Here is a 21,130-nt window from a genome sequence, read left to right as displayed (position 1 = left end):
CGGCCTTCGACAGTTCGCCGACGCGATCGTTGGTACGACGCGCCTGGTCGACGGCATCGGAGGCAATGCGCGCGGATTCCTGAACCTGGCGGCTGATCTCCCGGACCGACGATGTCAATTCCTCCGTCGCAGAGGCGACGGCCTGGACGTTGGCCGAGGCCTCTTCGGAGGCGGCGGCCACGCTGGTCGACAGCTCCTGCCCGCGCAGGGCGGTGCTCGACAGCGAATTGGCCGAGCTCTCCAGATGGCTCGAGGCCGAGGATACGGTATCGACGATGTTGCCGATGGCGCCCTCGAAGCCTTCCGCAAGCGCGGACATCTCCTGCTTGCGCGTGCGCTCCGCGCGCTGCTCCTGCTCCTTCAGCTCCCGGGCGTTGAAGCGCACCATCGTCTGCACCGTCTGCAGGTTGCGCAAGGCGCGCCCGATCTCATCGTCGCGATCAATCCGCATGCGGGTGTCGAGCTTGCCCTGGGTGATGCTCTCCATGGTCTCGTTGAGATGATCGAGCGGCCCTACGATCACCTTCATCGTCCGCAGGCCGATCAGGCCGCAGAGCACGATGCCAGCAGCGGCGATTGCCGCGGCGATCATGCCGCCGAGGCCGCCTTCGCCGAACGAGATCACGCCGAGCACGATCAGAAACAGCGTCTGCAACGCGACCTGCGTGCGCAGCCTGGAGGCGAGCGTGCCCGTGAAGATCGCGAGATGATCGAACAGCGAGCGGCGACGGACGATGCCGTCCTCGATCTTGTAGCCGTGCGGCTTCTTCTCGCGGATCGCCGCATAGACCTGCTCGGCCTCGGCACGCTGGTCGGATGGCAGCTTGGTGCGCACCGAGGTATAGCCGGTGACCTGGCCGTTCTGCACGATCGGAGAGGCCGTCGCCAGCACCCAGTAATAGTCGCCGTTCTTGCGGCGGTTCTTCACCGCGCCGACCCAGGGGCGGCCCGCCTTGAGCGTGCTCCAGAGATTGTCGAACGCCTCGGACGGCATGTCGGGATGGCGCACGATGTTGTGCGGCTGGCCGATCAGCTCGGCCTCGGTGAAGCCGGCCGCGTTGACGAAGTCCTGATTGAAGAAGGTGAGCTTGCCCTTGGTGTCGGTCTTCGACACGATCAGCGTATCATCCGTGATCGGATATTCGACAGTAGTGACTGGCAAGTTCTTGCGCATGGCGGCTCTCGGTCTACGATGATGATGACGACGATGATCGTCAGCCGTGCCCGCATTGACACGACTAAGGTTCGGTAACAGGCTGACGATCATTGGCGCAGGTTGCTTAACTCACGTTAAAGTACGCGGACCGTGCTATTACGGTGATTGACGTCAACTTTGATTGTCAATCTCAGGTGGTGCGCTGGCTGCGCGCGCAAAAAAGCCGCAGGCCGGGGGGCCTGCGGCTGGTGCAATCGTCTGGCGGGGGCGCTCGACGGCTCCCCGGCGCCTACGCGGCGCGGACCGTCTCCAGGAAGCGGCTGACCTCCGTCTTGAGGCGGTTGCTGTCGCCGGACAGCGAGCGCGCCGCAGTCAGCACCTGTGACGATGCCGATCCGGTCTCGCTCGCGCCGCGCTGCACATCGGCGATGTTGGCCGAGACCTGCTGGGTGCCCCGCGCGGCCTGCTGCACGTTGCGCGAGATCTCCTGGGTCGCGGCGCCCTGCTCCTCGACCGCGGCGGCGATCGTCGACGAGATCTCCGACAGCCGCTCGATCGTGCCCGAAATCGTCCGGATCGCATTCACCGACTCCTGCGTCGCGGCCTGGATGCCGGCGATCTGCTGTCCGATCTCGCCGGTCGCCTTCGACGTCTGCTCGGCCAGCGCCTTGACCTCGGTCGCGACGACCGCGAAGCCCTTGCCCGCTTCGCCGGCGCGCGCCGCCTCGATGGTGGCGTTGAGCGCCAGCAGATTGGTCTGGCCCGCAATGGTGTTGATCAGTTCGACGACGTCGCCGATCCGGGCGGCCGCCTTCGACAGCTCGCCGACCTGATCGTTGGTGGAGCGCGCCTGGGTGACGGCCTCGCTGGCCATCCGCGCCGATTCCTGCACCTGCCGGCTGATCTCGGTGACCGACGACGACAGCTCTTCGGTCGCAGAGGCGACAGACTGCACATTGGTCGAGGCCTCCTCGGAGGCGGACGCGACCGTGGTCGCAAGGCGCTGAGAGCGGTCCGCCGTGGAGGTGAGCGTGGCTGCCGAGGCCTCCAACTGGCTTGAAGCAGAGAACACCGTGTTGACGATCTCGCCGATCACGGCCTCGAACTGCCGGGTAACCGCATCGACCCGACGGCCGCGCTCGATCTTGGCTTCGGCATCCTTGGCAGCGGCCTCATCGGCCGCCTTCTTGGCGATCAGCGCGTGCTTGAAGATCTGCAGCGCATTCGCCATCGCGCCCATCTCGGTGTTCTCGCCACGATGCGGGATCTCGGCGGAGAGATCGCCCTCGCCGAGGGCCTGCATCGGCTGCACGATCGACGCGATCCCCTGCGACACGCTGCGCACCAGTAGCATGCTGATGACGGCGCCGAGAACCACCATGACGAGATTGATCGACCCGAGCGTCGCGAACGACCTCGAATAGGTCGATGCGGCATCGTCCGACGCCTTGTCCGCTCCGGTGTTGTTGAGGTCGATGTCCTTGCGCAGGACCTCATCGGCCTCCAGGCCGATCTTGTTGACCGTATTCTGGTTGAGCTCATGCGCATCGTGCGGGATCTGCCCGGCGGCCTTACGCGACAGCTCCATGACCTTCTGGGCACCGGCAAGATACCTCTCCCAGATGCTCTTCCAATTCTGGTAAATCGCTTTCTCGTCGGGCGAGGCGATCATCGGCTCGTAGCTCTTTATTGCCTTGCCGACAGCCTCGAGCGTGGCCACCGCAGTCTTCTCCTGGGCCAGCTTCTCATCGAGCGACTCTGCCAGCAGATGCTCACGGACCACGTTGCGATAGGTGATGGTTGCCGCCCGCAGGTCGCCGAGCACGCGCACGCTCGGCAGCCAGTTGGTCGTGATGTCGACCGTGTTGGCATTCATCGTTCGCATGCTCGATATCGCCAGAAGGCCCATGGCGGTCATCGCAATGAGCAGGAGTGCAACGACCGAGATCATCTTCGTGCGAATGGACATGCTTGCAAACATAACCCGGTTCCCCTCGGATCGCCGTTGAGCCGTGTGACGCCAGCCACCATCGATGAATGGCTTAACGCGAGGTGGGAGATTCGCTCGCAATCTTAAGTTAGAGGACTCGGGCCTGCGTTAATTTCGCACACCGTGGAACTACGGAGCCAGAGCGCTTCCAAAGGCGACGCCAGCCAACCACCAAAACATCAAGCACTGCACACCAAGACAATGGGGCCGCGAGCTTGCGCCCGCGGCCCCATTGGATCGGTGCCGGTCTTGACCTGAGACTCGGTTCTCCAGCTACGCCGCCCGCACCGTCTGCAGGAAGCGGCCGACCTCGAGCTTGAGGCGGTTGCTGTCGCTCGACAGGGTCTGCGCGGCCGACAGCACCTGCGAGGATGCGGTGCCGGTCTCGCTCGCGCCGCGCTGCACCTCGGCGATGTTGGACGAGACCTGCTGCGTGCCCTGCGCGGCCTGCTGGACGTTGCGCGAGATCTCCTGGGTCGCGGCGCCCTGCTCCTCTACGGCGGCCGCGATCGTCGAAGAGATCTCCGAGAGCCGCTCGATGGTGCCGGAGATGGCCCGGATGGCGTTGACCGATTCCTGGGTTGCGGACTGGATGCTGGCGATCTGCTGGCCGATTTCGCCGGTTGCCTTCGAGGTCTGCTCGGCCAGCGCCTTGACCTCGGTGGCGACGACGGCGAAGCCCTTGCCGGCCTCGCCGGCACGCGCCGCCTCGATGGTGGCGTTGAGCGCGAGCAGGTTGGTCTGCCCGGCGATGGTGTTGATCAGCTCGACGACGTCGCCGATCCGGGCCGCCGCCTTCGACAGCTCGCTGACCTGCTCGTTGGTCTGGCGGGCCTGGCTCACGGCCTCGCCGGCCATCCGCGCCGATTCCTGGACCTGGCGGCTGATCTCGTTCACCGAGGAGGACAGCTCCTCCGTGGCGGATGCCACGGACTGGACGTTGGTCGAGGCCTCCTCGGAGGCGGACGCCACGGTCACGGCCATCTGCTGCGAGCGCTCGGCGGTCGAGGTGAGCGAGCCCGCGGAGGCCTCCAGCTCGGTCGACGCAGAGGAGACCGTCTCGATGATCTCCCCCACCGAACGCTCGAAGGAGTCCGCCAGCCGATGCATGTCGCGCTTGCGCTGCTCGGCGGCGATCGCGTCCGCCTGTGCCTTCTGCTCGGCCTCGGCGCGCGCCTTGGCCTCGGCATTCTCGCGGATGATCACGACGTTCTTGGCCATGTCGCCGACCTCGTCGCCGCGATCCGCACCGGGGACCTTGATGTCGAGATCACCGGATGCCATGCGGCCGAGCGCGCCGTTGAGGGCCACGATCGGACGCGAGATGCCCACGAAGCCGAACGCCACGGACCCGGCGAGCACGAGCACCAGCACGACGGAGAGCGCGAAATTGACGCGTCTCGCGCTCGCTTCCGCCGCCTCGGCCTGCTCCTTGGCCTCCTGCGAGAACTTGTCGGCGGCCTGAACGGCCTCCGCCATCAGCTTGCTGGCCTCATCCGCCGCCGGCAGCATCTTCTCGGTGAGCAGCTTCGTCTTCGCTTCCTCCAGGCCTGCCGCCTTGGTCGACGAGTCGATATAGGCCTTGAGATCGTCCCGCATCTTCTCGACCTGCGGTTTGGCCGTCTGCGGCACCTTGTCCATGATCTGGACGAAGCCCTGGTCGACCTCCTTGGCCCGCGCAATCATGCTCTCCTTGGATTTGACGTCGCCGGTCGCCAGATAGCGCCACGCATGGGTGCGGACGGCCGTGCCTGCGGCGTTGAGCTCCTGCAGGTCGCGCTCGATCGCCGTTGCATCCGGCGCGGCCTTCAGCGCCTGCGACTTCATCAGAGCATCGAACTGCTTGGTCCAGTCGGCCGCCTGGGCATCGCGCAGCGCGTTGGTCGCGAACAGGTCCTTCTGCATCCGGACGATCTCCTCGGCGCCCTTCTTGTAGTCCGCTGTAAGCGCCATGATCTTGCCGAAGCGCTCCTTGGTCGCCGGGCGCATCGCGGTGTTCTGCGCCGTCTCAAGGCTCGACTTGATCCGCGTCTCGATCTGATGTTCGTCGGCGAGCAGCTTGTCGACCTCGGCCGCGCTGCGTGCCAAGCGCACGCCACGATTGGCCAGCTGCAGGCTGCGCAGGTCGGCGTCCGCGATCAGCGCAGCCTTGCGGATGGCGAGCTGCCGCTCGGAGACCCTGGTGGCCTCGTCGACCACGCTCTGCGACGTCTGCTGATTGATCAGCGCGCCGACAGCCAGCAACGTGCCGATGAGACCGGCGAGTCCGAGCTTGTAGGCGATACGATTCAACTTCATGTCTTCGCTTCCCGGTGAGGCGCTGCAAAGTCCCGTCGCGCAGGACACGCCGCGCCAATGTGCACAATTTGAGAATTGCAAATTGCGACCGGCGCATCGGCGAAACCTTAACGCCGGGGACGGGACATTTACGGGAATTGCCGGGTTTGCCCGCGGCGGATTGACGCGAAACACGTAGAACTACGCGGTTTCGAACGGTGCGCATCGGTCAAAAGGTAAAGGCCGGAGCGTTGCCGCTCCGGCCTTTCGATCGTCCTGGTCACAGGGAACATTCGCGTTCGCCGCGGCTCGCGTCAGGCCGCGCGTACCGAGCCGAGGAAGCTCGCGACCTCCTGCTTCAGGCGGCTGCTGTCGCCCGAGAGCGCCTGGGCGGCGGCAAGCACCTGCGCCGAGGCCGAGCCGGTCGCGGCCGCGCCGCGCTCGACATCGATGATGTTGGCCGAGACCTGCTGGGTGCCGTGCGCCGCCTGCTGCACGTTGCGGGAGATCTCCTGGGTCGCGGCGCCCTGCTCCTCGACAGCGGCGGCGATGGTCGACGAGATATCCGACAGCTTCTCGATGGTCGAGGAGATCTCCTTGATCGCGGCGACCGACTCCTGCGTGGCGACCTGGATGCTTGAGATCTGCTGGCCGATCTCGCCGGTCGCCTTCGCCGTCTGCTCGGCCAGCGCCTTGACCTCGGAGGCGACGACGGCGAAGCCACGCCCGGCATCGCCGGCGCGCGCCGCTTCGATCGTGGCATTCAGCGCCAGCAGATTGGTCTGGCCGGCGATGGTGTTGATGAGCTCGACGACGTCGCCGATCCGCGTCGCCGCTTTCGACAGCTCGCTGACCCGGCCGGTCGTGGTGCGGGCCTGGCCGACGGCATCGTTGGCGATGCGCGCGGATTCCTGCACCTGGCGGCTGATCTCGGTGACGGAGGACGCCATCTGCTCGGTCGCCGACGCCACCGACTGCACGTTGGTGGTGGCCTCCTCCGAGGCCGAGGCGACGGCCGTCGTCAATCCCTGCGACTGGCGCGCGGCCTCGGTCAAGGTTGTCGCGGATTGCTCGAGCTGGCTCGAGGCCGTCGAGACGGTCTCGACGATCTCGCCGACCGCGGCCTCGAACCGCTCGGCGAGCCGCTGCATGTCGGCCTTGCGCTGGCGCGCGGCGATCGCGTCCTGATCGCGCTTGGCTTCGGTCTCGGCCCGCGCGGTCTCCTCCGCATTGCTGCGGATCACGGTCACGGTCTTGGCGAGATCGCCGATCTCATCGCCGCGCGAAGCGCCGGGGATGTCGATGGCGAGGCGGCCGCGCGCCATCTCTCCGAGCGCCGCGTTGAGCCGCGTCAGCGGACGGGCGATGCCCAGGAACGAGAACACCACCGACGCGATGACCGACAGCAGGACGGCCGATCCGACGATCAGCGTCACCCGGCTCGCCTGCTCGGCGACCGCATTGGCGTCGGACCTGGCGCCGGCGTTGCGGGCGCGCGCGTCCTGGATCGATGCGGTCATCAGCTCGCCTGCCTCGCCGAGATATTTCAGCGTACGGTCGCGCAGCAGCGCTTCCTTGACGCCCTCGGTCTTGACGACCTCGTCATTGGCGGTGACGAAATCCGTGGCGATACCGTTGAGCCTGGTGATCGCCGCCTGGATCTCGCGATCGTCGGCGAGCATGCGCGCATCGGTCAGAGCGCTCTTCAGCACCGGCACGGTCTGCTTCACCAGGGCGATGCTGCCGGCATCGCCGGTGACGCCGAAGCGCCAGGCCTGCGAGCGCATGGAATTGAGCTTGGCGTCCGCCGCATGAAGCTGCCGCTCGACCCGCTCGCGGAAGGCCAGGTTCGGCAAGCCCGGCGAGGTCAGCACCGCCTGCAGCCCCTTGGTCCATTCGTTGGACACGGCGCTGCGCTTGTCGATCAGCAGCAACAGGTTTTTCTGCGCCTCGGCCAGCTCGACCGCGCCGGAGGCATAGCTCGCCATCAGGTCCTTGAGCCGGGTCAGGCGGCCGCGGTTCTCGCTGCCCGCAACATTGGCGAGGGCCGCATCGATGTCGGAGACCATCGCGGCGGAGAACTGCTGAATCTCGGCACCGGCCTTCTCGGCGTCGGCCGGCACCCGCGCGAGCCGCGCCGAGCGGCCGGCAAGCTGGGTCTGCTGCATGCTGATGCTCGCCGACATCACGCTCTCGACGACGCGGCGCGCGCGCTCGGCCCGCTCATTGGCGCGATTGACCGCCGTCTCCGCGAGCATCTGATTTGCGATCATGCCGATCGCCAGCGTTGCGCCGACGGCGCCGGCAAGCCCGAGCTTGTAGCCAATTCTGTTCAGTTTCATTGCCCCACCCACAGGATGGACGCGTCACTCGACCGTCCAGGTAGAGCTGTAGGGGTCAGGCTCCCTAAATACCGTTAATGTTGCACCGCATCCGTGCAAAAAGTTCAGTTAGCGAACGATGTTTTATTCGGCAAACAATACGACCGCGATCAATTCTCTCAACCGCAACCGAAAATTCTTGTCGGTCCGCCAACCGGCGGCCACCTTCAGCTTGCGATCCGGTCAACGCATCAGCGCAAGCGCGTCGGTGAAGAAGCGCGGGCCGCCGAAATTGCCGGACTTCAGGGCCAGCAGCATCTCGCCAATTTCTGCGCCGATCGCCCGGAGAACCGGCACGCCGGCTGCGATCTCGGGTCCGACCAGGAACCCCGGAATCCTCAGCCGGTCGACGACCGCGCCGGACGTCTCGCCGCCCGCGACGATCAGCCGCCGCACGCCGGCGCCGATCAGCCCATCCGCGAGATCGGCCATCGCCTGCTCGATGGCGTGGCCGGCCGCCTCGCGGCCATGCCTGGCCTGCAGCGCGCCGACCTGATCGGGCGTTGCGCTGGAGGCGATCAGCACCGGCCCTTGGGCGATGCGCTCGCGCGCCCAGGCGAGCGCCCCCCTCGCCTCGTCGGGGCCGGCAACCAGGCCGGCGGCGTCGAGATGCAGCACCGGCATCACGCTCTCGGCCTGCGCGATCTGCTGCAACGTCGCCTGCGAGCAGCTGCCGGCGAGACATGCCGCCATGCCGCCGACGGGCGCGTCGGCATGATGTGCAAAGCCGTGCGAATGCACGTGCCCGGCCGCGACCAGCGCCCGCGCAAGGCCGAGGCCAATCCCGGACGCACCGACCGAGACCTTGTGCTTCAACGCCGCCGCACCGATCGCGGTGAGGTCGGCGTCGAACACGGCATCGACGATCGCGGCCCCCATGCCCTGCCCCGCCAGATCCTGCAGGCGGTGATCGATGGTCTCCGGCCCATGCACGACGGCGGCGAGATCGACGAGGCCGATCTTGCGGCGGCTCTGCCGGCCGAGCACCCGCACCAGATTGGCGTCGTGCATCGGATTGAGCGGATGATCCTTGAGCGGGCTCTCGTTCAGCGGCACGTGGCCGACGAACAGGTTGCCCTGGTAGACGGTGCGCTTGGTCTCGGGGAAAGCCGGGGTGACCAGCACGATGTCGTCGCCGGAATCGCCGGCCAGCGCGTCCATGACCGGGCCGATGTTGCCGGCGTCCGTGGAGTCGAAGGTCGAGCAGATCTTGAACAGCACGTGGCGGGCGCCGCGGGCGCGCAGCCATGTGTCGGCCTCGCGCGAGCGGGCCACCGCGAGCGACGCCTCGATCGAGCGGCTCTTGAGCGAGACCACCACCGCGTCGACCTCCGGCAGAGCGAGGTCGGCGGCCGGCACGCCGATCGTCTGCACCGTGCGCAGGCCGGCGCGGGTCAGCGTGTTGGCGAGATCGGAGGCGCCGGTGTAGTCGTCCGCGATACAGCCGAGCTTCAGGGTCACGGCTTCACTCCCCTGTAGGGCTTGAACCAGCCGAGCCCGTCCTCGGTGCGGCCACGCGGATTGTATTCGCAGCCGACGAAGCCGGCATAGCCGAGCCGGTCGAGCTCGGCGAACAGGAACGGATAGTTCAGCTCCTCGCCGTCGGGCTCGTTGCGCGAGGGAATGCTGGCGATCTGGATATGGCCGGTGATGTCCATCATCTCGCGCAGCCGCATCGTGACGTCGCCATGGATGATCTGGCAGTGATAGATGTCGAACTGCAGCTTGAGGTTCGGGATCTTGAGCTCGCGGATCAGGTCGCGGGCGAAGCCGAAATCGTTGAGGAAGTAGCCGGGCACGTTACGCGAATTGATCGGCTCGATCACGACGTCGAGGCCGTGGGGCGCGAAGAACTCCGCCGCCCACGCCACCGACTTGTAGTACGCCTCGACCGCCTTGGCATCATGGCGATCGGCGATGCCCGCCATCAGATGCAGCCGCTTCACGCCGGTCGCCTTGGCATAGGGCAGCGCGGTCTCGAGGCTCGCCTTGAGATCGTCGAAGCGCTCCGGCAGCGCCGCAAAGCCCTTCTCGCCGGCATCCCAATTGCCGGGCGGCAAATTGAACAGCGCCTGGGTCAGGCCGTTGCCATGCAGGCGCCTGCCGACCTCGTCGACCGGGTGATCATAGGGAAACAGGAACTCGACGGCGGTGAAGCCAGCCTTAGCGGCGGCCGCGAAGCGGTCGAGGAACGGCTGCTCGGTGAACATCATCGAGAGGTTGGCGGCGAAACGCGGCATGGCGAGCACTCGTGCTGTCAGTTGGAGGGGCCCGGCAGCTTGGTGCCGGTGACCTGGGCATACATCCGCGCCACCGAGGCGTCGTCGTCGCGGCCCATGCCGGCGGCCGCCGTCATCAGGAACATCTGCAGCGCTGCGGCCGAGACCGGCACCGGGAAGCGGTGGTTGCGCGCCATGTCCTGGATAATGCCGAGGTCCTTGACGAAGATCTCGACCGCGCTGCGCGGCGTGTAGTCGCCGTCGAGCACATGCGGCATGCGGTTCTCGAACATCCAGGAATTGCCGGCCGAGGCGGTGATGACCTCATAGACCTTTCTGATGTCGAGCCCCTGCTTTGCGGCAAAGGCGATCGCCTCGCTGGCGGCGGCGATGTGCACCCCGGCGAGCAGCTGGTTGATCATCTTGAACGCGGCGCCCTGGCCCGCGGCATCGCCGAGTTCGTAGAGCTTGGCCGCCATCGCATCGAGCGCCGGACGCGCCTTGGCGAACGCCGCTGCGCTGCCGGAGGCCAGGATGGTGAGTTCGCCCTGCGCGGCGCGCTGCGCGCCGCCGGAGATCGGCGCGTCGAGATAATGCCGGCCGGTGGCTTCGAGCTGCTTGGCCAGCCGGCGCGCCACATCGGGGTCCATGGTCGCGGAGGAGACGAAGACGGACTCCTTCGGCATGGTCTCAGCGGCACCGCCGGGGCCGAACAGAACGGCTTCGGTCTGCGCCGCATTGACGACGACGCTCACGACGATGTCGGCGCCCGCGGCCGCCTCGGCCGGGCTGTTCGCGCCCTTGCCGCCATCGGCGACGAAGCGCTTCACCGCATCCGCCGAGACGTCGCATCCGGTGACCTCGAAGCCCGCGCGCTTGAGCGAGGTCGCCATGCCATATCCCATCGAGCCAAGCCCGATCACGGCAACCTTCAAAGGGGATGACGACATGCAGCAGATCCTCGACGCGTTTCCTGTCCGGTTGGCCCGGTTCGTCCCTGGGTATCACGGCTTGGCCGCGCTGCCAAAGCGTGAGACAACATGGCAGAGGCTCTCCGGAGAGACCCCATGGCACCGACATTTCTCATATTCTTGTGGGTCGTGATCGGGTTGCCCTCCATGATCGCCGGGAGCATCCTGACCATCGTTGCGATCTACGGACGGCGCCTGTGGCGGCTGCATCGCCGTCGACGAGCGGCGAAGGCCAGAACACCGCTGGCCGCGTAGACGGCGGCGAAGGGTGGAGACATGTCTGAGAATACAATTCGCGAGGCCATCTGCCGGTTCGGCCGCTCGCTGTTCGAGCGCGGGCTGACGCCGGGATCGTCGGGCAACATCAGCGTGCGGCTGGATGATGGCGGCTGGCTGGTGACGCCGACCAATGCCTCGCTCGGCTTCCTCGATCCGGCCAGGCTGGCGCGGCTCGACGCAAAGGGCACGCTGGTGTCCGGCGATGCGCCGACCAAGGAGGTGCCGCTGCACAGCGCGCTGTATCAGACCCGAGATGCGGCGCGCGCCGTGGTGCATCTGCACTCGACGCATTCGGTCGCGCTCTCGATGCTGCCGGAGATCGATCCTCGTGCGGCGCTGCCGCCGCTGACACCCTATTATCTGATGCGCTGCGGTCAGACCGCGCTGGTGCCCTATCATCGCCCCGGCGATCCCGCCGTGGCCGACGCCATCAAGGGGCTGGCCGGCAAATATGCGTCGGTGCTGCTCGCCAATCACGGCCCCGTCGTGTCCGGCGACACGCTGGAGGCGGCAGTGTTCGCGATGGAGGAGCTCGAGGAGACGGCGAAGCTCTATCTGCTGCTGCGCGGGCTCAATCCGCGGCATCTGTCGCCGCAGCAGGTCGACGATCTCGTCAAGGTGTTCGGCCTCAGCCTGCCCGAGCACGGCGGCCATCATTGACCGCAGCCGCCGGCTGGATGCGCATGCAGTACCCTGCACCATCGCCTGCCGAGATCGAAGCGGCCGCCCGCATTCTGTTCGAGGAGGCCCGCTTCTATCGCTGGTTTCCGATCGCCACCGACTCCTATGAGATCTTCGCCGAATCCAATCCGATCGGGGTGGCCGAACTGCGCGGCATCGCCGAGCGCATGCTGATGGCCGCAGCCCATACCAAATGGGGGACACGGCTGCGCTAGGGCCGCCTGCGCCGCCGTGTCGCCTGGTCTGCCGACTTGCCACTGGGACGCTTTGATGCCTAATATTGAGGCAGAACTTGGCTGCGCAGGCCATCAGCGGCCGCTCGATCGATAGGCAGACGCCGGCACTCCCGCTTTCATGTCGCGCGGGCGCATGCTCGGATCTTCCACCATCAATTGCAGCGGCGCCCGCTCTACACGCCTCGTGCACAGACGGGAACGGATGACGTGCCTCCACAACGCCGTGGTTGCAGCGGTTTTCCCGGGCCTTTGCCCGGAATGGACGCGCCCGTCCTCCAAGCGGCCGCCACGCGCAGGCTCATTGCATACGCAGCGTGTTCGGCGCGCGCTCTTTGTGCACCGCGCATCGCGGCCGCCGTCTCCTTGGCATATCCGTTGCAGACACCACGCAGGTTCGGGAGCCGGGCACCTGACCACGCGTGCCCTAACGCATGCCCGGTTCCCGGACACGATTAAAGTTACGGAGGGCGGATGGCGGCGGGCGCGAGCTTGGAACTGGTGAAGGTGACGAAGATGTACGGTCACGTCACCGCCGTCGATGCGATCGACCTGCGGATTCCCGCCGGCTCCTATTGCTGCCTGCTCGGTCCGTCCGGCTGCGGCAAGACGTCGACCCTGCGCATGATCGCGGGCCATGAATCCGCGACATCGGGCGACATCATCGTCGGCGCGAAGAACGTCACGGAGTTGCCGCCCGCTGGCCGCGGCACCGCGATGATGTTCCAGTCCTACGCGCTGTTTCCCCATCTCTCCGTCATCGACAACGTCGCTTTCGCGCTGAAGATGAAGGGCGTGTCCAAGCCCGAGCGTCATGCCAGGGCGCGCGAGCTGCTGGAGCTGGTGGACATGCAGGGCTTTGCCGGCCGGCTGCCGGCGCAGCTCTCCGGCGGCCAGCAGCAGCGCGTCGCGCTGGCGCGCGCGCTGATCACCTCGCCGCAGATCCTGCTGCTCGACGAACCCCTGTCGGCGCTCGATCCGTTCCTGCGGCTGCGCATGCGCGCCGAGCTGAAGCGGCTGCAGCGCGAGCTCGGCCTCACCTTCATCCACGTCACCCACGGCCAGGACGAGGCGATGGCGCTGTCCGACCTCGTGGTGCTGATGAATGGCGGCAAGATCGAGCAGCAGGGCAGCCCGCGCGAGATCTTCAACCATCCGCGCACCGAGTTCGCGGCGCGCTTCATCGGCGGCCACAACGTGATCCCGCTCAAGGGCGAGACCTTCGCCGTGCGCGTGGACCGCGTCCAGCTCAAGGCACCGGACGCCGCGGTCGACGGTCCGGCCGTGCAAGGCACGATCAGCAAGATCGAATATCAGGGCACCTATGTGCTGGTCGCGGTCGCGACCGACGGCGGTCCCGAAATCTCGGCCCAGCTCGGCGACGACCAGTTCGACGCGGAGACCCACGTGATCGGCGAGCGCGTGGTCGTGACCTGGAATCCGGCGTTTGCCGATGCATTGACGCCCCAAGCCGCGACTGCAGCCGCGCCGGCTGCAGAACTCGTGGCCTGATTTCGCCTGCTCGTTCCCATCCCAAGGAGATGATCATGACCGATCGATCGAAAAAGACATCCATCAGCCGCCGCTCGCTGCTCAAGGGCGCGGCCGGCGCCGCCGGTCTCGCCGGCGCGGGCACGCTGCTCAGCGCGCCCTACGTCCACGCCGCCGACCCGAAGGTGCTGCGCTATCTCGGCACCGCCGTGAACGAAGGCGACGAGATCTCGAAAAAGTGCCTCGCCGACACCGGCATCAAGATCGAATACATCACGGCGACGACCGACGACGTCACCAAGCGCGTCATCACCCAGCCGAACTCGTTCGACGTGCTCGACACCGAATATTTCTCGCTGAAGAAGCTGGTGCCGTCGGGCAACATCTTCCCGCTCGATGCGCGCAAGATCAAGGAGTTCGACAACATCACGCCCGTCTTCACCAAGGGCGAGCTGCCGAACGGCAAGAAGATCGGCGGCCAGGGCACCGCGCCCTGGAAGGTGCTGTATCTCGACGGCCCGAACTCGAAGACGTTCTCGGCGACGCCGACCGAATATGTCACGCTGATCCCGACCGTCTACAACGCCGACACGCTCGGCATCCGTCCCGACCTGATCAAGCGCCCGATCAACTCCTGGGCCGAGCTGCTCAACCCCGAATTCAAGGGCAAGGCCTCGATCCTCAACATCCCCTCGATCGGCATCATGGACGCCGCCCTCGTCGTAGAGGCCACCGGCCAGTACAAATATGCCGACAAGGGCAACATGACCAAGGCCGAGATCGACCTGACGATGAAGGTGCTGACCGAGGCCAAGAAGGCCGGCCAGTTCCGCGCGTTCTGGAAGGACTTCAACGAGTCGGTCAACCTGATGGCCTCGGGCGAGACCGTGATCCAGTCGATGTGGTCGCCGGCCGTCACCAAGGTGCGCTCGATGGGCATCGCCTGCACCTTCCAGCCGCTGAAGGAAGGCTATCGCTCCTGGGCTTCGGGCTTCTGCGTCTCCAAGGCGGTGGCCGGCGGACCGAAGCTCGACTGGGCCTACGAGTTCGTCAACTGGTACCTGTCTGGCTGGGCCGGCGCCTATCTCAACCGCCAGGGCTACTACTCGGCCGTGCTCTCCACCGCCAAGGCCAACATGACCGAGGACGAGTGGGGCTACTGGATGGAAGGCAAGCCGGCGAAGAGCGACATCAAGGCGCCGGACGGCACCTTGATGGAGAAGGCCGGCGCGGTGCGCGACGGCGGCTCTTACGAGGACCGCATGGGCAACGTCGTCTGCTGGAACGCCGTCATGGACGAGAACGACTACATGGTCCGCAAGTGGAACGAGTTCATCGCCGCCTGATGTGACCACCATAGCTGCCGCGCCCGCGATGGTCGTGGGCGCGGCAGATCTTCTCAGTCATCTGCGACCAGACGACAGGTATTGCCGTGGCCGTGACGATCGACAATTCGCCCGACACCATCGCGCCCGCGGAGAGCACGTTGCGCAAGCTCACGATGCGGTCGATCGCCTGGCTGCAAGCCGGGCCGATGATGCTGGTGTTCGCGCTGTTCTTCCTGCTGCCCCTCGTGCTCGTCGTCGTCGTCAGCGCCTGGGACTACAACGAATACGAGATGATCCCGGCGTTCAGCTTCCGCGGCTACACGGACACGTTCGAAGGCTGCGTCGCCAACCTGCCCGAGCTGTGCACCATCCTGAAGACCTATCTCAAGACGCTGAAGCTCTGCCTGCTCACCTGGAGCCTCACGCTGCTGATCGGCTTCTGGGTCGCCTATTTCCTCGCCTTCCACGTCCGCAGCAAGACCTGGCAGATCGTTCTGTCGCTGTTGTGCACGATCCCGTTCTGGACCTCTAACGTGATCCGGATGATCGCCTGGATCCCCCTGCTCGGCCGCAACGGCCTGGTCAACCAGGGCCTCGTCGGCGCTGGCTTCATCAACAAGCCGGTCGAGTGGCTGCTGTTCTCGGAATTCTCGGTGGTGCTGGCGCTGGTGCACCTGTTCACCTTCTTCATGGTGGTGCCGATCTTCAATTCGATGATCCGCATCGACAAGCGGCTGATCGAGGCCGCCTATGACGCCGGCGCATCCGGCTGGCAGACGCTGGTCAACATCGTCATTCCCTTGTCGAAGCCGGGCATCGTGATCGGCTCGATCTTCGTCATCACCATCGTGATGGGCGACTTCGTCACCATCGGCGTGATGGGCGGCCAGCAGATCGCCTCGGCCGGCAAGATCATCGAGGCGCGCCTCTCAGCGCTTCAATTCCCGGCGGCCGCGGCGAATGCCGTGATCCTGCTCGGCATCACCATCATCATCATCTCCGCGCTGACGCGGATCGTCGACGTGCGCAAGGAGCTCTAAAGAGATGGGAGACAAGCGCCCCCGCTCCTTCTACATCCTCGCGGCGTTCTTCTCGGCCTATGTGCTGTTCCTGTACGGGCCGATGATCGCGATCTACATCCTGTCGTTCCAGGGCCCGGACGGCGGCCTCACCTTCCCGATGAACGGCGTGTCGCTGACCTGGTTCGGAAAGGTGTTTTCCGGCGGCGGCATCGTCGACATCGGCGCCGCCTTCAAGCGCTCGCTGGCACTCGGGCTCGTGGTGATGGTCATCACGGTCGTGCTGTCGGTCGCCGCCGGCATGGCGTTCCGCAAGCCGTTCCGCGGCGCCTCGATGCTGTTCTACACCGCGATCGCCAGCCTGATCATGCCCTCGATCATCACCTCGCTCGGCATCGCGCTCGAGTTCCGGCTGGTCGACGACTTCATCAACAAGCACGCCGCCGATTATGGCCTGGGCTGGCTGGCCGAAGGGCACACCACCGCGATGGGCCTGTTCACCTCCGGCCTCGGCGCGCATTTGACCTGGACCTTGCCGTTCGGCCTCCTGATCATGTTCGCGATCTTCAACCGCTTCGACGGCCGCCTCGAGGAAGCCGCCCGCGACCTCGGCGCCACCCCCTGGCAGACCTTCCGCCACGTCGTGCTGCCGATCATCCTGCCGTCCGTCGTCGGCATCGGCCTGTTCGGCTTCACGCTGTCCTGGGATGAACTGGCCCGTTCGAGCCAGGCGATCGGCTCGGTGAACACGCTGCCGCTGGAATTGCAGGGCCTGACCACGACGGTGACCAAGCCCGACATCTACGCGCTGGGCACGCTGACCTCGGCGGTGTCGTTCGTGGTGATCTTCGCGGCGCTGTCGGTGATTTTGGTGCTGCAGGCCCGGCAGCGGCGGCAGGGATCGGATGCGGGCAAGGGGATGGTGTAGGCCAAAACCGCTGACTACTCGATCGCCGCCGTCGCTCAACACACTCGCCAGGGAGACCTTTACCGTAGCCCCTGGATTGCTTCGCTCCGCTCGCAATGACGGTTGTGGCACGCACTGCAGATCTCACATACTCCGTCATCGCGAGCGGAGCGAAGCGATCCAGGGGTTGCAGCAAAAACTCTATTTGATACTGAGTCGCTCCGTTCGAAGCGCTGGGTACGCCGATGAGACATCCCTACGTGTACATAATGGCAAGCGGTCGGAACGGAACGCTCTACGTGGGCGTGACGAGCGATCTTCCGAAACGAGCCTACCAGCATCGTGAAGGCCTCGTTCCCGGCTTTACCAAGACCTATGGTTGCAAATTGTTGGTGTGGTACGAGCCGCACGAAACGATGTTGGCTGCCATCACACATGAGAAGCAGATCAAGTCCGGTAGCCGCAAGAAGAAGCTACTACTCGTCGAAGCGCTCAACCCGCAATGGCTCGATCTCTACGAGACGCTGATCTGACCTTGGCCGCAACTCGGACCGTCTCCTGGTCCGGCATTCCTGGATTGCTTCGCTCCGCTCGCAATGACGCGTGTGGGTACTGTGCCCTCCACAAACTCCGTCATCGCGAGCGCAGCGACGCGATCCAGGGGCTGAAGGAACGACTCTGGATTGCTGCGCTACACTCGCGATTGCGACAGGACTTCTGGCGCGGTGCGTAGGGTGGGCAAAGGCGCGCCCAGGTGGTTGTTGTGGAGATGACTGCGTCCCGCGCCGTGCCCACCGGCCTCACCCACCGGCACCGGCGGTGGGCACGCGCCGCCTGATGGCGGCGCTTTGCCCACCCTACGGACCTACAATCCCAGATACGCCTTCCGCACATCCTTGTTGCCGCTGATCTCCGCGGCCGTCCCCTGCATCAGGACGCGGCCGGTCTGCAGGATGTATGCCCGATCAGCAATCTCCAGGCACTCCGCCATGCGCTGCTCGACGATCAGCACGGTCATGCCGGCGTCACGGATCTTCTTCACGGCCTGGAAGATTTCGTCAACCAGCTTCGGCATGATGCCCTGCGACGGCTCGTCGAGCATCAGGAGCCTGGGCCGCGTCATCAGCGCGCGGCCGATCGCCAGCATCTGCTGCTCGCCGCCGGACAAGGTCTCGGCGCGCTGCTCGAGGCGTTCGGACAGCCGCGGGAACAGCTTGAACACGAAGTCGAGCGGCTCCTCGCGATTGGCCTCGCTGCGGTAGAGATAGCTGCCGAGACGGAGATTGTCGCGCACCGAGAGCCGCGGGAACAGCCTGCGGTTCTCCGGCACATAGGCGATGCCGCGCGCGGTGATGAGATGCTGCGCCATGCCGTCGATGCGGTTGCCATCGAAAGTGACGCTGCCGGCGCGCGGCCGCTCGGCGCCGGCGATCGACTTCAGAAGCGTCGACTTGCCCGCGCCATTGGCGCCGGCGACGCAGACGATCTCGCCCTTCTCGACATCGATCGAGACGTTCGAGATCGCAACCAGGCCCTGATAGGCGGTGGTGACATCACGCACCGACAGCATGGCGGTCTCCCAGATAGGCCGAAATGACTTTGGGATCGCGGACGACGTCCGTAGGTTTGCCCTCGATCAGCACCTTGCCGAGATCGAGCACGATGGCACGGTCGACCAGCGGCATCACGATCTCCATGACGTGCTCGACCATCAGCACCGTGATGCCGGTGTCGCGCACGCGGCGCACGAGCTCGACGCCCTTCTGCGACTCCACTGGCGTGAGACCGGTCAGCACCTCGTCGAGCAGCAGCAGCTTCGGCTCGGTCGCGAGCGCGCGCGCCACTTCGAGGCGACGCTTCTCCGACGGCACGAGGTCGCTCGCCAGCACATCGGCGCGCGCATCGAGCCCGCAGAAGGCCAGCACCTCATGCGCCTTGCGGCGGGCGTCGCGCATGTTGGTGGTACGCACCAGTGAGCCGACGATGACGTTCTCGATCACCGTCATGCTCTCGAAACTCTTCACGACCTGGAAGGTGCGGCCGATGCCCCGCTGGCAGCGCTCGGCCGCCGGCAACGCGGTGACGTCCTCGCCGTCGAACAGGATCTGGCCCTCGGTCGGCTTGAACGCGCCGGCGATCAGGTTGAACAGCGTCGACTTGCCGGCGCCGTTCGGCCCGATCAGGCCGACGATCTCGCCGCGCCCGACCGAGATCGAGACGTCGGAGTTCGCGGTCAGGCCCGAGAAGCGCTGGGTGATGTTGCGGGTTTCCAGCAATGCGGTCATGACGCCACCGCCTCTCGCGCCGGCTGCACCACCGGCTTCGGCTTGCGGGAGAACAGGCTGACCAGTCCTTGCGGCCGCGCCAGCGAGATTGCGATGATCAGGCCGCCATAGACGATCAGGTCGACGCCGCGGCCTGAGCCGCCGATGTAAGAACGGGTCAGCTCGGTGAGCGGGATCAGGATGACCGCGCCGAGCATCGGGCCCCAGAGGGTGCCGATGCCGCCGAGCACGGCCGGCAACGCCATCAGCAGCGAGAACTGGAAGCCCATCACGCTCTCGGGATCGATGTAGCTGACGAACTGCGCATAGAAGCTGCCGCCGATCGCCACCAGGAAGGCCGACAGGGCCGCCGCGCCCATCTTGGAATTGAACACGTCGACGCCGAGGCTCTCCGCAGCGAGCGGATTGTCCTTCACCGCGCGCCACCAATAGCCCCACTTGGAATCCTCCAGCCACCAGGTGACGAACCAGGCGACGCAGGCGAGCGCGAGGGCGAAGTAGAAGTACGGCAGCTTCGAGCGGGTGAATTGGAACGTCAGCCAGGAGTCGCGCCGCACCGGGATATCGATGCCGAGCGCGGCCCCTGCGAAGTCCCAGTTCTGGAACAGGAGCAGCGTGATCTCGGCGATGACGATGGTGGCGATCACGAAGTAATGGCCACCGAGCCGGAAGCAGGGATAGCCGAGCGCCATCGCGATCACAGCGGAGATCAGGCCGCCGGCGAGCATGCCGAACCACGGCAGCACGCCGAACTTGGTGAACAGGATCGCGGTCGTGTAGGCACCGAGGCCAAAATACAGCGCGTGCCCGAGCGAGATCTGGCCGCAATAGCCGGACAGGATGTTCCAGCTCTGCGACAGCGCCGCATACATCAGGGTCAGCACCATGATGTTCTGGACGTAGACGTCCTTGACGAAGAACGGCACGGCCGCGGCAATCGCTGCGAGGAATGCGGCGAGGATGAGATCACGCCGGCGGCGTTGAACGAATGCCTTGTCCATCAGATCGATCCGAACAGGCCGCGCGGGCGGATGAAGACGACGAGGAGATAGACCGCGTAGATGCCGACCGTCTTGAGCGATGCCGGCAGGATCAGGGTCGTGATGGCCTCGACGAGGCCGACGACGATGCCGCCGGCGAAGGCGCCGAACACGCTGCCGAAGCCGCCGAGCGCCACCGTGACGTATGCGATGGTCGCAAACGACGCGCCGACATCGGGAAAGACGTAGAAGAAGATCGCCATGACCGCGCCGGCAAGCCCGACCAGCGCCGCGCCCAGGCCCCAGCCGAGCGCGAACACCTTGTTCTTGTCGATGCCGACCAGCGCCACCGCCCCGGCATCCTCGCGCGTCGCCTCCAGCGCGCGGCCGAAGTCGGTGCGGTGGATGAAGAAGTAGAGGCCGGCAAAGGCCGCGATCGCGATCAGTGCGCCGACCAGTTGCGGCTGCGGCAGGTAGATGCCGGCGATCGAGATCGTCTTACCGCCCAGCCAGGAGTGCGGAATGCTGCGATAGTCGGGGGTGAAGAAGTACTGCGCCACGCCGCGCATCAGCACGGCGAGGCCGAAGGTGGAGAAGATCTGCACCATGCCGGTATTGGCCTTGGCGCGGACGGCAAATCTGACAATCAGCAGATAGACCACCGCGCCGAACACGAACAATCCGGCCGCGACGATCGGCGCCGACAGCAGCGGATCGAGCGCGAAATAGGCGAACAGGAAGAAGGTCGCATACATCGCGATCATCAGGAACTCGCCATGGGCGAAGTTCACGACGTCCATCAGGCCGAAGATGAGCGCCAGCCCTACGGCGATCAGGCCGTAGAGCAGGCCCATCAACAGGCCGCTGGCGAGACTTTGGATGATTGTTTCTGCTGTCACTTCGCTTGCTCCCCCGTCATTGCGAGCGAAGCGA

The 21,130-nt window shown here is 65.8% G+C and carries 19 protein-coding genes; 8 read left to right on the top strand and 11 right to left on the bottom strand.

Annotation, left to right across the window (positions count from 1 at the left end; all coding sequences use genetic code 11):
- From BRAS3809_RS26435 to ltnD, 7 genes are all read right to left on the bottom strand, one after another.
- Positions 1-1,174, bottom strand: a 1,174-nt coding sequence (locus tag BRAS3809_RS26435; RefSeq protein WP_035658806.1) for a methyl-accepting chemotaxis protein, incomplete at its 3' end; no start/stop codon positions are given.
- A 271-nt stretch (positions 1,175-1,445) separates the two neighbouring features.
- Positions 1,446-3,137, bottom strand: coding sequence for a methyl-accepting chemotaxis protein (locus tag BRAS3809_RS26430; protein WP_008965077.1), 1,692 nt, complete (start codon positions 3,135-3,137; stop codon positions 1,446-1,448).
- 282 nt (positions 3,138-3,419) lie between these two features.
- A complete protein-coding gene (locus BRAS3809_RS26425; protein WP_008965076.1) occupies positions 3,420-5,444 on the bottom strand; it encodes a methyl-accepting chemotaxis protein in 2,025 nt (674 codons plus the stop codon).
- Between the two features lie 293 nt (positions 5,445-5,737).
- Positions 5,738-7,765, bottom strand: coding sequence for a methyl-accepting chemotaxis protein (locus BRAS3809_RS26420; RefSeq protein ID WP_008965075.1), 2,028 nt, complete (start codon positions 7,763-7,765; stop codon positions 5,738-5,740).
- 222 nt (positions 7,766-7,987) lie between these two features.
- Complete coding sequence (otnK, locus tag BRAS3809_RS26415) at positions 7,988-9,265, bottom strand: 3-oxo-tetronate kinase (RefSeq protein ID WP_008965074.1); 1,278 nt, start codon at positions 9,263-9,265, stop codon at positions 7,988-7,990.
- On the bottom strand, positions 9,262-10,044 hold the full coding sequence (gene otnI, locus BRAS3809_RS26410) for a 2-oxo-tetronate isomerase (RefSeq protein WP_035658803.1): 783 nt from the start codon (positions 10,042-10,044) through the stop codon (positions 9,262-9,264). The genes otnK and otnI overlap by 4 nt, the downstream gene beginning before the upstream one ends.
- A 17-nt stretch (positions 10,045-10,061) precedes the next feature.
- Positions 10,062-10,973, bottom strand: coding sequence for an L-threonate dehydrogenase (gene ltnD, locus BRAS3809_RS26405; RefSeq protein WP_035658800.1), 912 nt, complete (start codon positions 10,971-10,973; stop codon positions 10,062-10,064).
- A 117-nt stretch (positions 10,974-11,090) separates the two neighbouring features.
- Here ltnD and BRAS3809_RS36830 point away from each other — a divergent pair, with 117 nt between their 5' ends.
- From BRAS3809_RS36830 to BRAS3809_RS26370, 8 genes are all read left to right on the top strand, one after another.
- Positions 11,091-11,249, top strand: coding sequence for a hypothetical protein (locus BRAS3809_RS36830; RefSeq protein ID WP_170323333.1), 159 nt, complete (start codon positions 11,091-11,093; stop codon positions 11,247-11,249).
- 21 nt (positions 11,250-11,270) lie between these two features.
- Complete coding sequence (gene otnC, locus BRAS3809_RS26400; RefSeq protein WP_008965071.1) at positions 11,271-11,933, top strand: 3-oxo-tetronate 4-phosphate decarboxylase; 663 nt, start codon at positions 11,271-11,273, stop codon at positions 11,931-11,933.
- Positions 11,930-12,169 carry a hypothetical protein gene (locus tag BRAS3809_RS26395; RefSeq protein ID WP_240535771.1) on the top strand — a complete coding sequence of 80 codons (240 nt, stop codon included), beginning with the start codon at positions 11,930-11,932 and terminating at the stop codon, positions 12,167-12,169. The genes otnC and BRAS3809_RS26395 overlap by 4 nt, the downstream gene beginning before the upstream one ends.
- A 492-nt stretch (positions 12,170-12,661) precedes the next feature.
- Positions 12,662-13,699, top strand: coding sequence for an ABC transporter ATP-binding protein (locus BRAS3809_RS26390; protein ID WP_008965069.1), 1,038 nt, complete (start codon positions 12,662-12,664; stop codon positions 13,697-13,699).
- A 35-nt stretch (positions 13,700-13,734) separates the two neighbouring features.
- The gene (locus BRAS3809_RS26385; RefSeq protein ID WP_008965068.1) at positions 13,735-15,024 is read left to right on the top strand and encodes an ABC transporter substrate-binding protein; all 1,290 of its coding nucleotides are present in this window, start codon (positions 13,735-13,737) and stop codon (positions 15,022-15,024) included.
- Between the two features lie 86 nt (positions 15,025-15,110).
- On the top strand, positions 15,111-16,046 hold the full coding sequence (locus BRAS3809_RS26380) for an ABC transporter permease (RefSeq protein ID WP_008965067.1): 936 nt from the start codon (positions 15,111-15,113) through the stop codon (positions 16,044-16,046).
- Between the two features lie 4 nt (positions 16,047-16,050).
- Complete coding sequence (locus tag BRAS3809_RS26375) at positions 16,051-16,953, top strand: ABC transporter permease (RefSeq protein WP_008965066.1); 903 nt, start codon at positions 16,051-16,053, stop codon at positions 16,951-16,953.
- Positions 16,954-17,177: 224 nt separating this feature from the next.
- Positions 17,178-17,465, top strand: coding sequence for a GIY-YIG nuclease family protein (locus BRAS3809_RS26370; protein ID WP_035658798.1), 288 nt, complete (start codon positions 17,178-17,180; stop codon positions 17,463-17,465).
- A 332-nt stretch (positions 17,466-17,797) separates the two neighbouring features.
- Here the strand turns inward: BRAS3809_RS26370 and BRAS3809_RS26365 are convergent, their stop codons facing one another.
- From BRAS3809_RS26365 to BRAS3809_RS26350, 4 genes are read right to left on the bottom strand one after another with little or no spacing between them, the layout of a single operon-like run.
- Complete coding sequence (locus tag BRAS3809_RS26365; RefSeq protein ID WP_008965064.1) at positions 17,798-18,502, bottom strand: ABC transporter ATP-binding protein; 705 nt, start codon at positions 18,500-18,502, stop codon at positions 17,798-17,800.
- Positions 18,486-19,217: an ABC transporter ATP-binding protein gene (locus BRAS3809_RS26360; RefSeq protein WP_008965063.1), complete on the bottom strand. Its 732-nt coding sequence runs from the start codon at positions 19,215-19,217 to the stop codon at positions 18,486-18,488. Before BRAS3809_RS26360 ends, BRAS3809_RS26365 begins: the two co-directional genes overlap by 17 nt.
- Complete coding sequence (locus tag BRAS3809_RS26355) at positions 19,214-20,218, bottom strand: branched-chain amino acid ABC transporter permease (protein ID WP_008965062.1); 1,005 nt, start codon at positions 20,216-20,218, stop codon at positions 19,214-19,216. Before BRAS3809_RS26355 ends, BRAS3809_RS26360 begins: the two co-directional genes overlap by 4 nt.
- Complete coding sequence (locus tag BRAS3809_RS26350; RefSeq protein ID WP_035658795.1) at positions 20,218-21,096, bottom strand: branched-chain amino acid ABC transporter permease; 879 nt, start codon at positions 21,094-21,096, stop codon at positions 20,218-20,220. The genes BRAS3809_RS26355 and BRAS3809_RS26350 overlap by 1 nt, the downstream gene beginning before the upstream one ends.
- Positions 21,097-21,130: the final 34 nt, after the last annotated feature.

This window comes from Bradyrhizobium sp. STM 3809, from assembly GCF_000239795.1.
In the GTDB taxonomy this organism is placed as follows: Bacteria; Pseudomonadota; Alphaproteobacteria; order Rhizobiales; family Xanthobacteraceae; genus Bradyrhizobium.
Note: the sequence above shows the minus strand (reverse complement) of the source record. Positions and strands in the feature narration are given on the sequence as shown.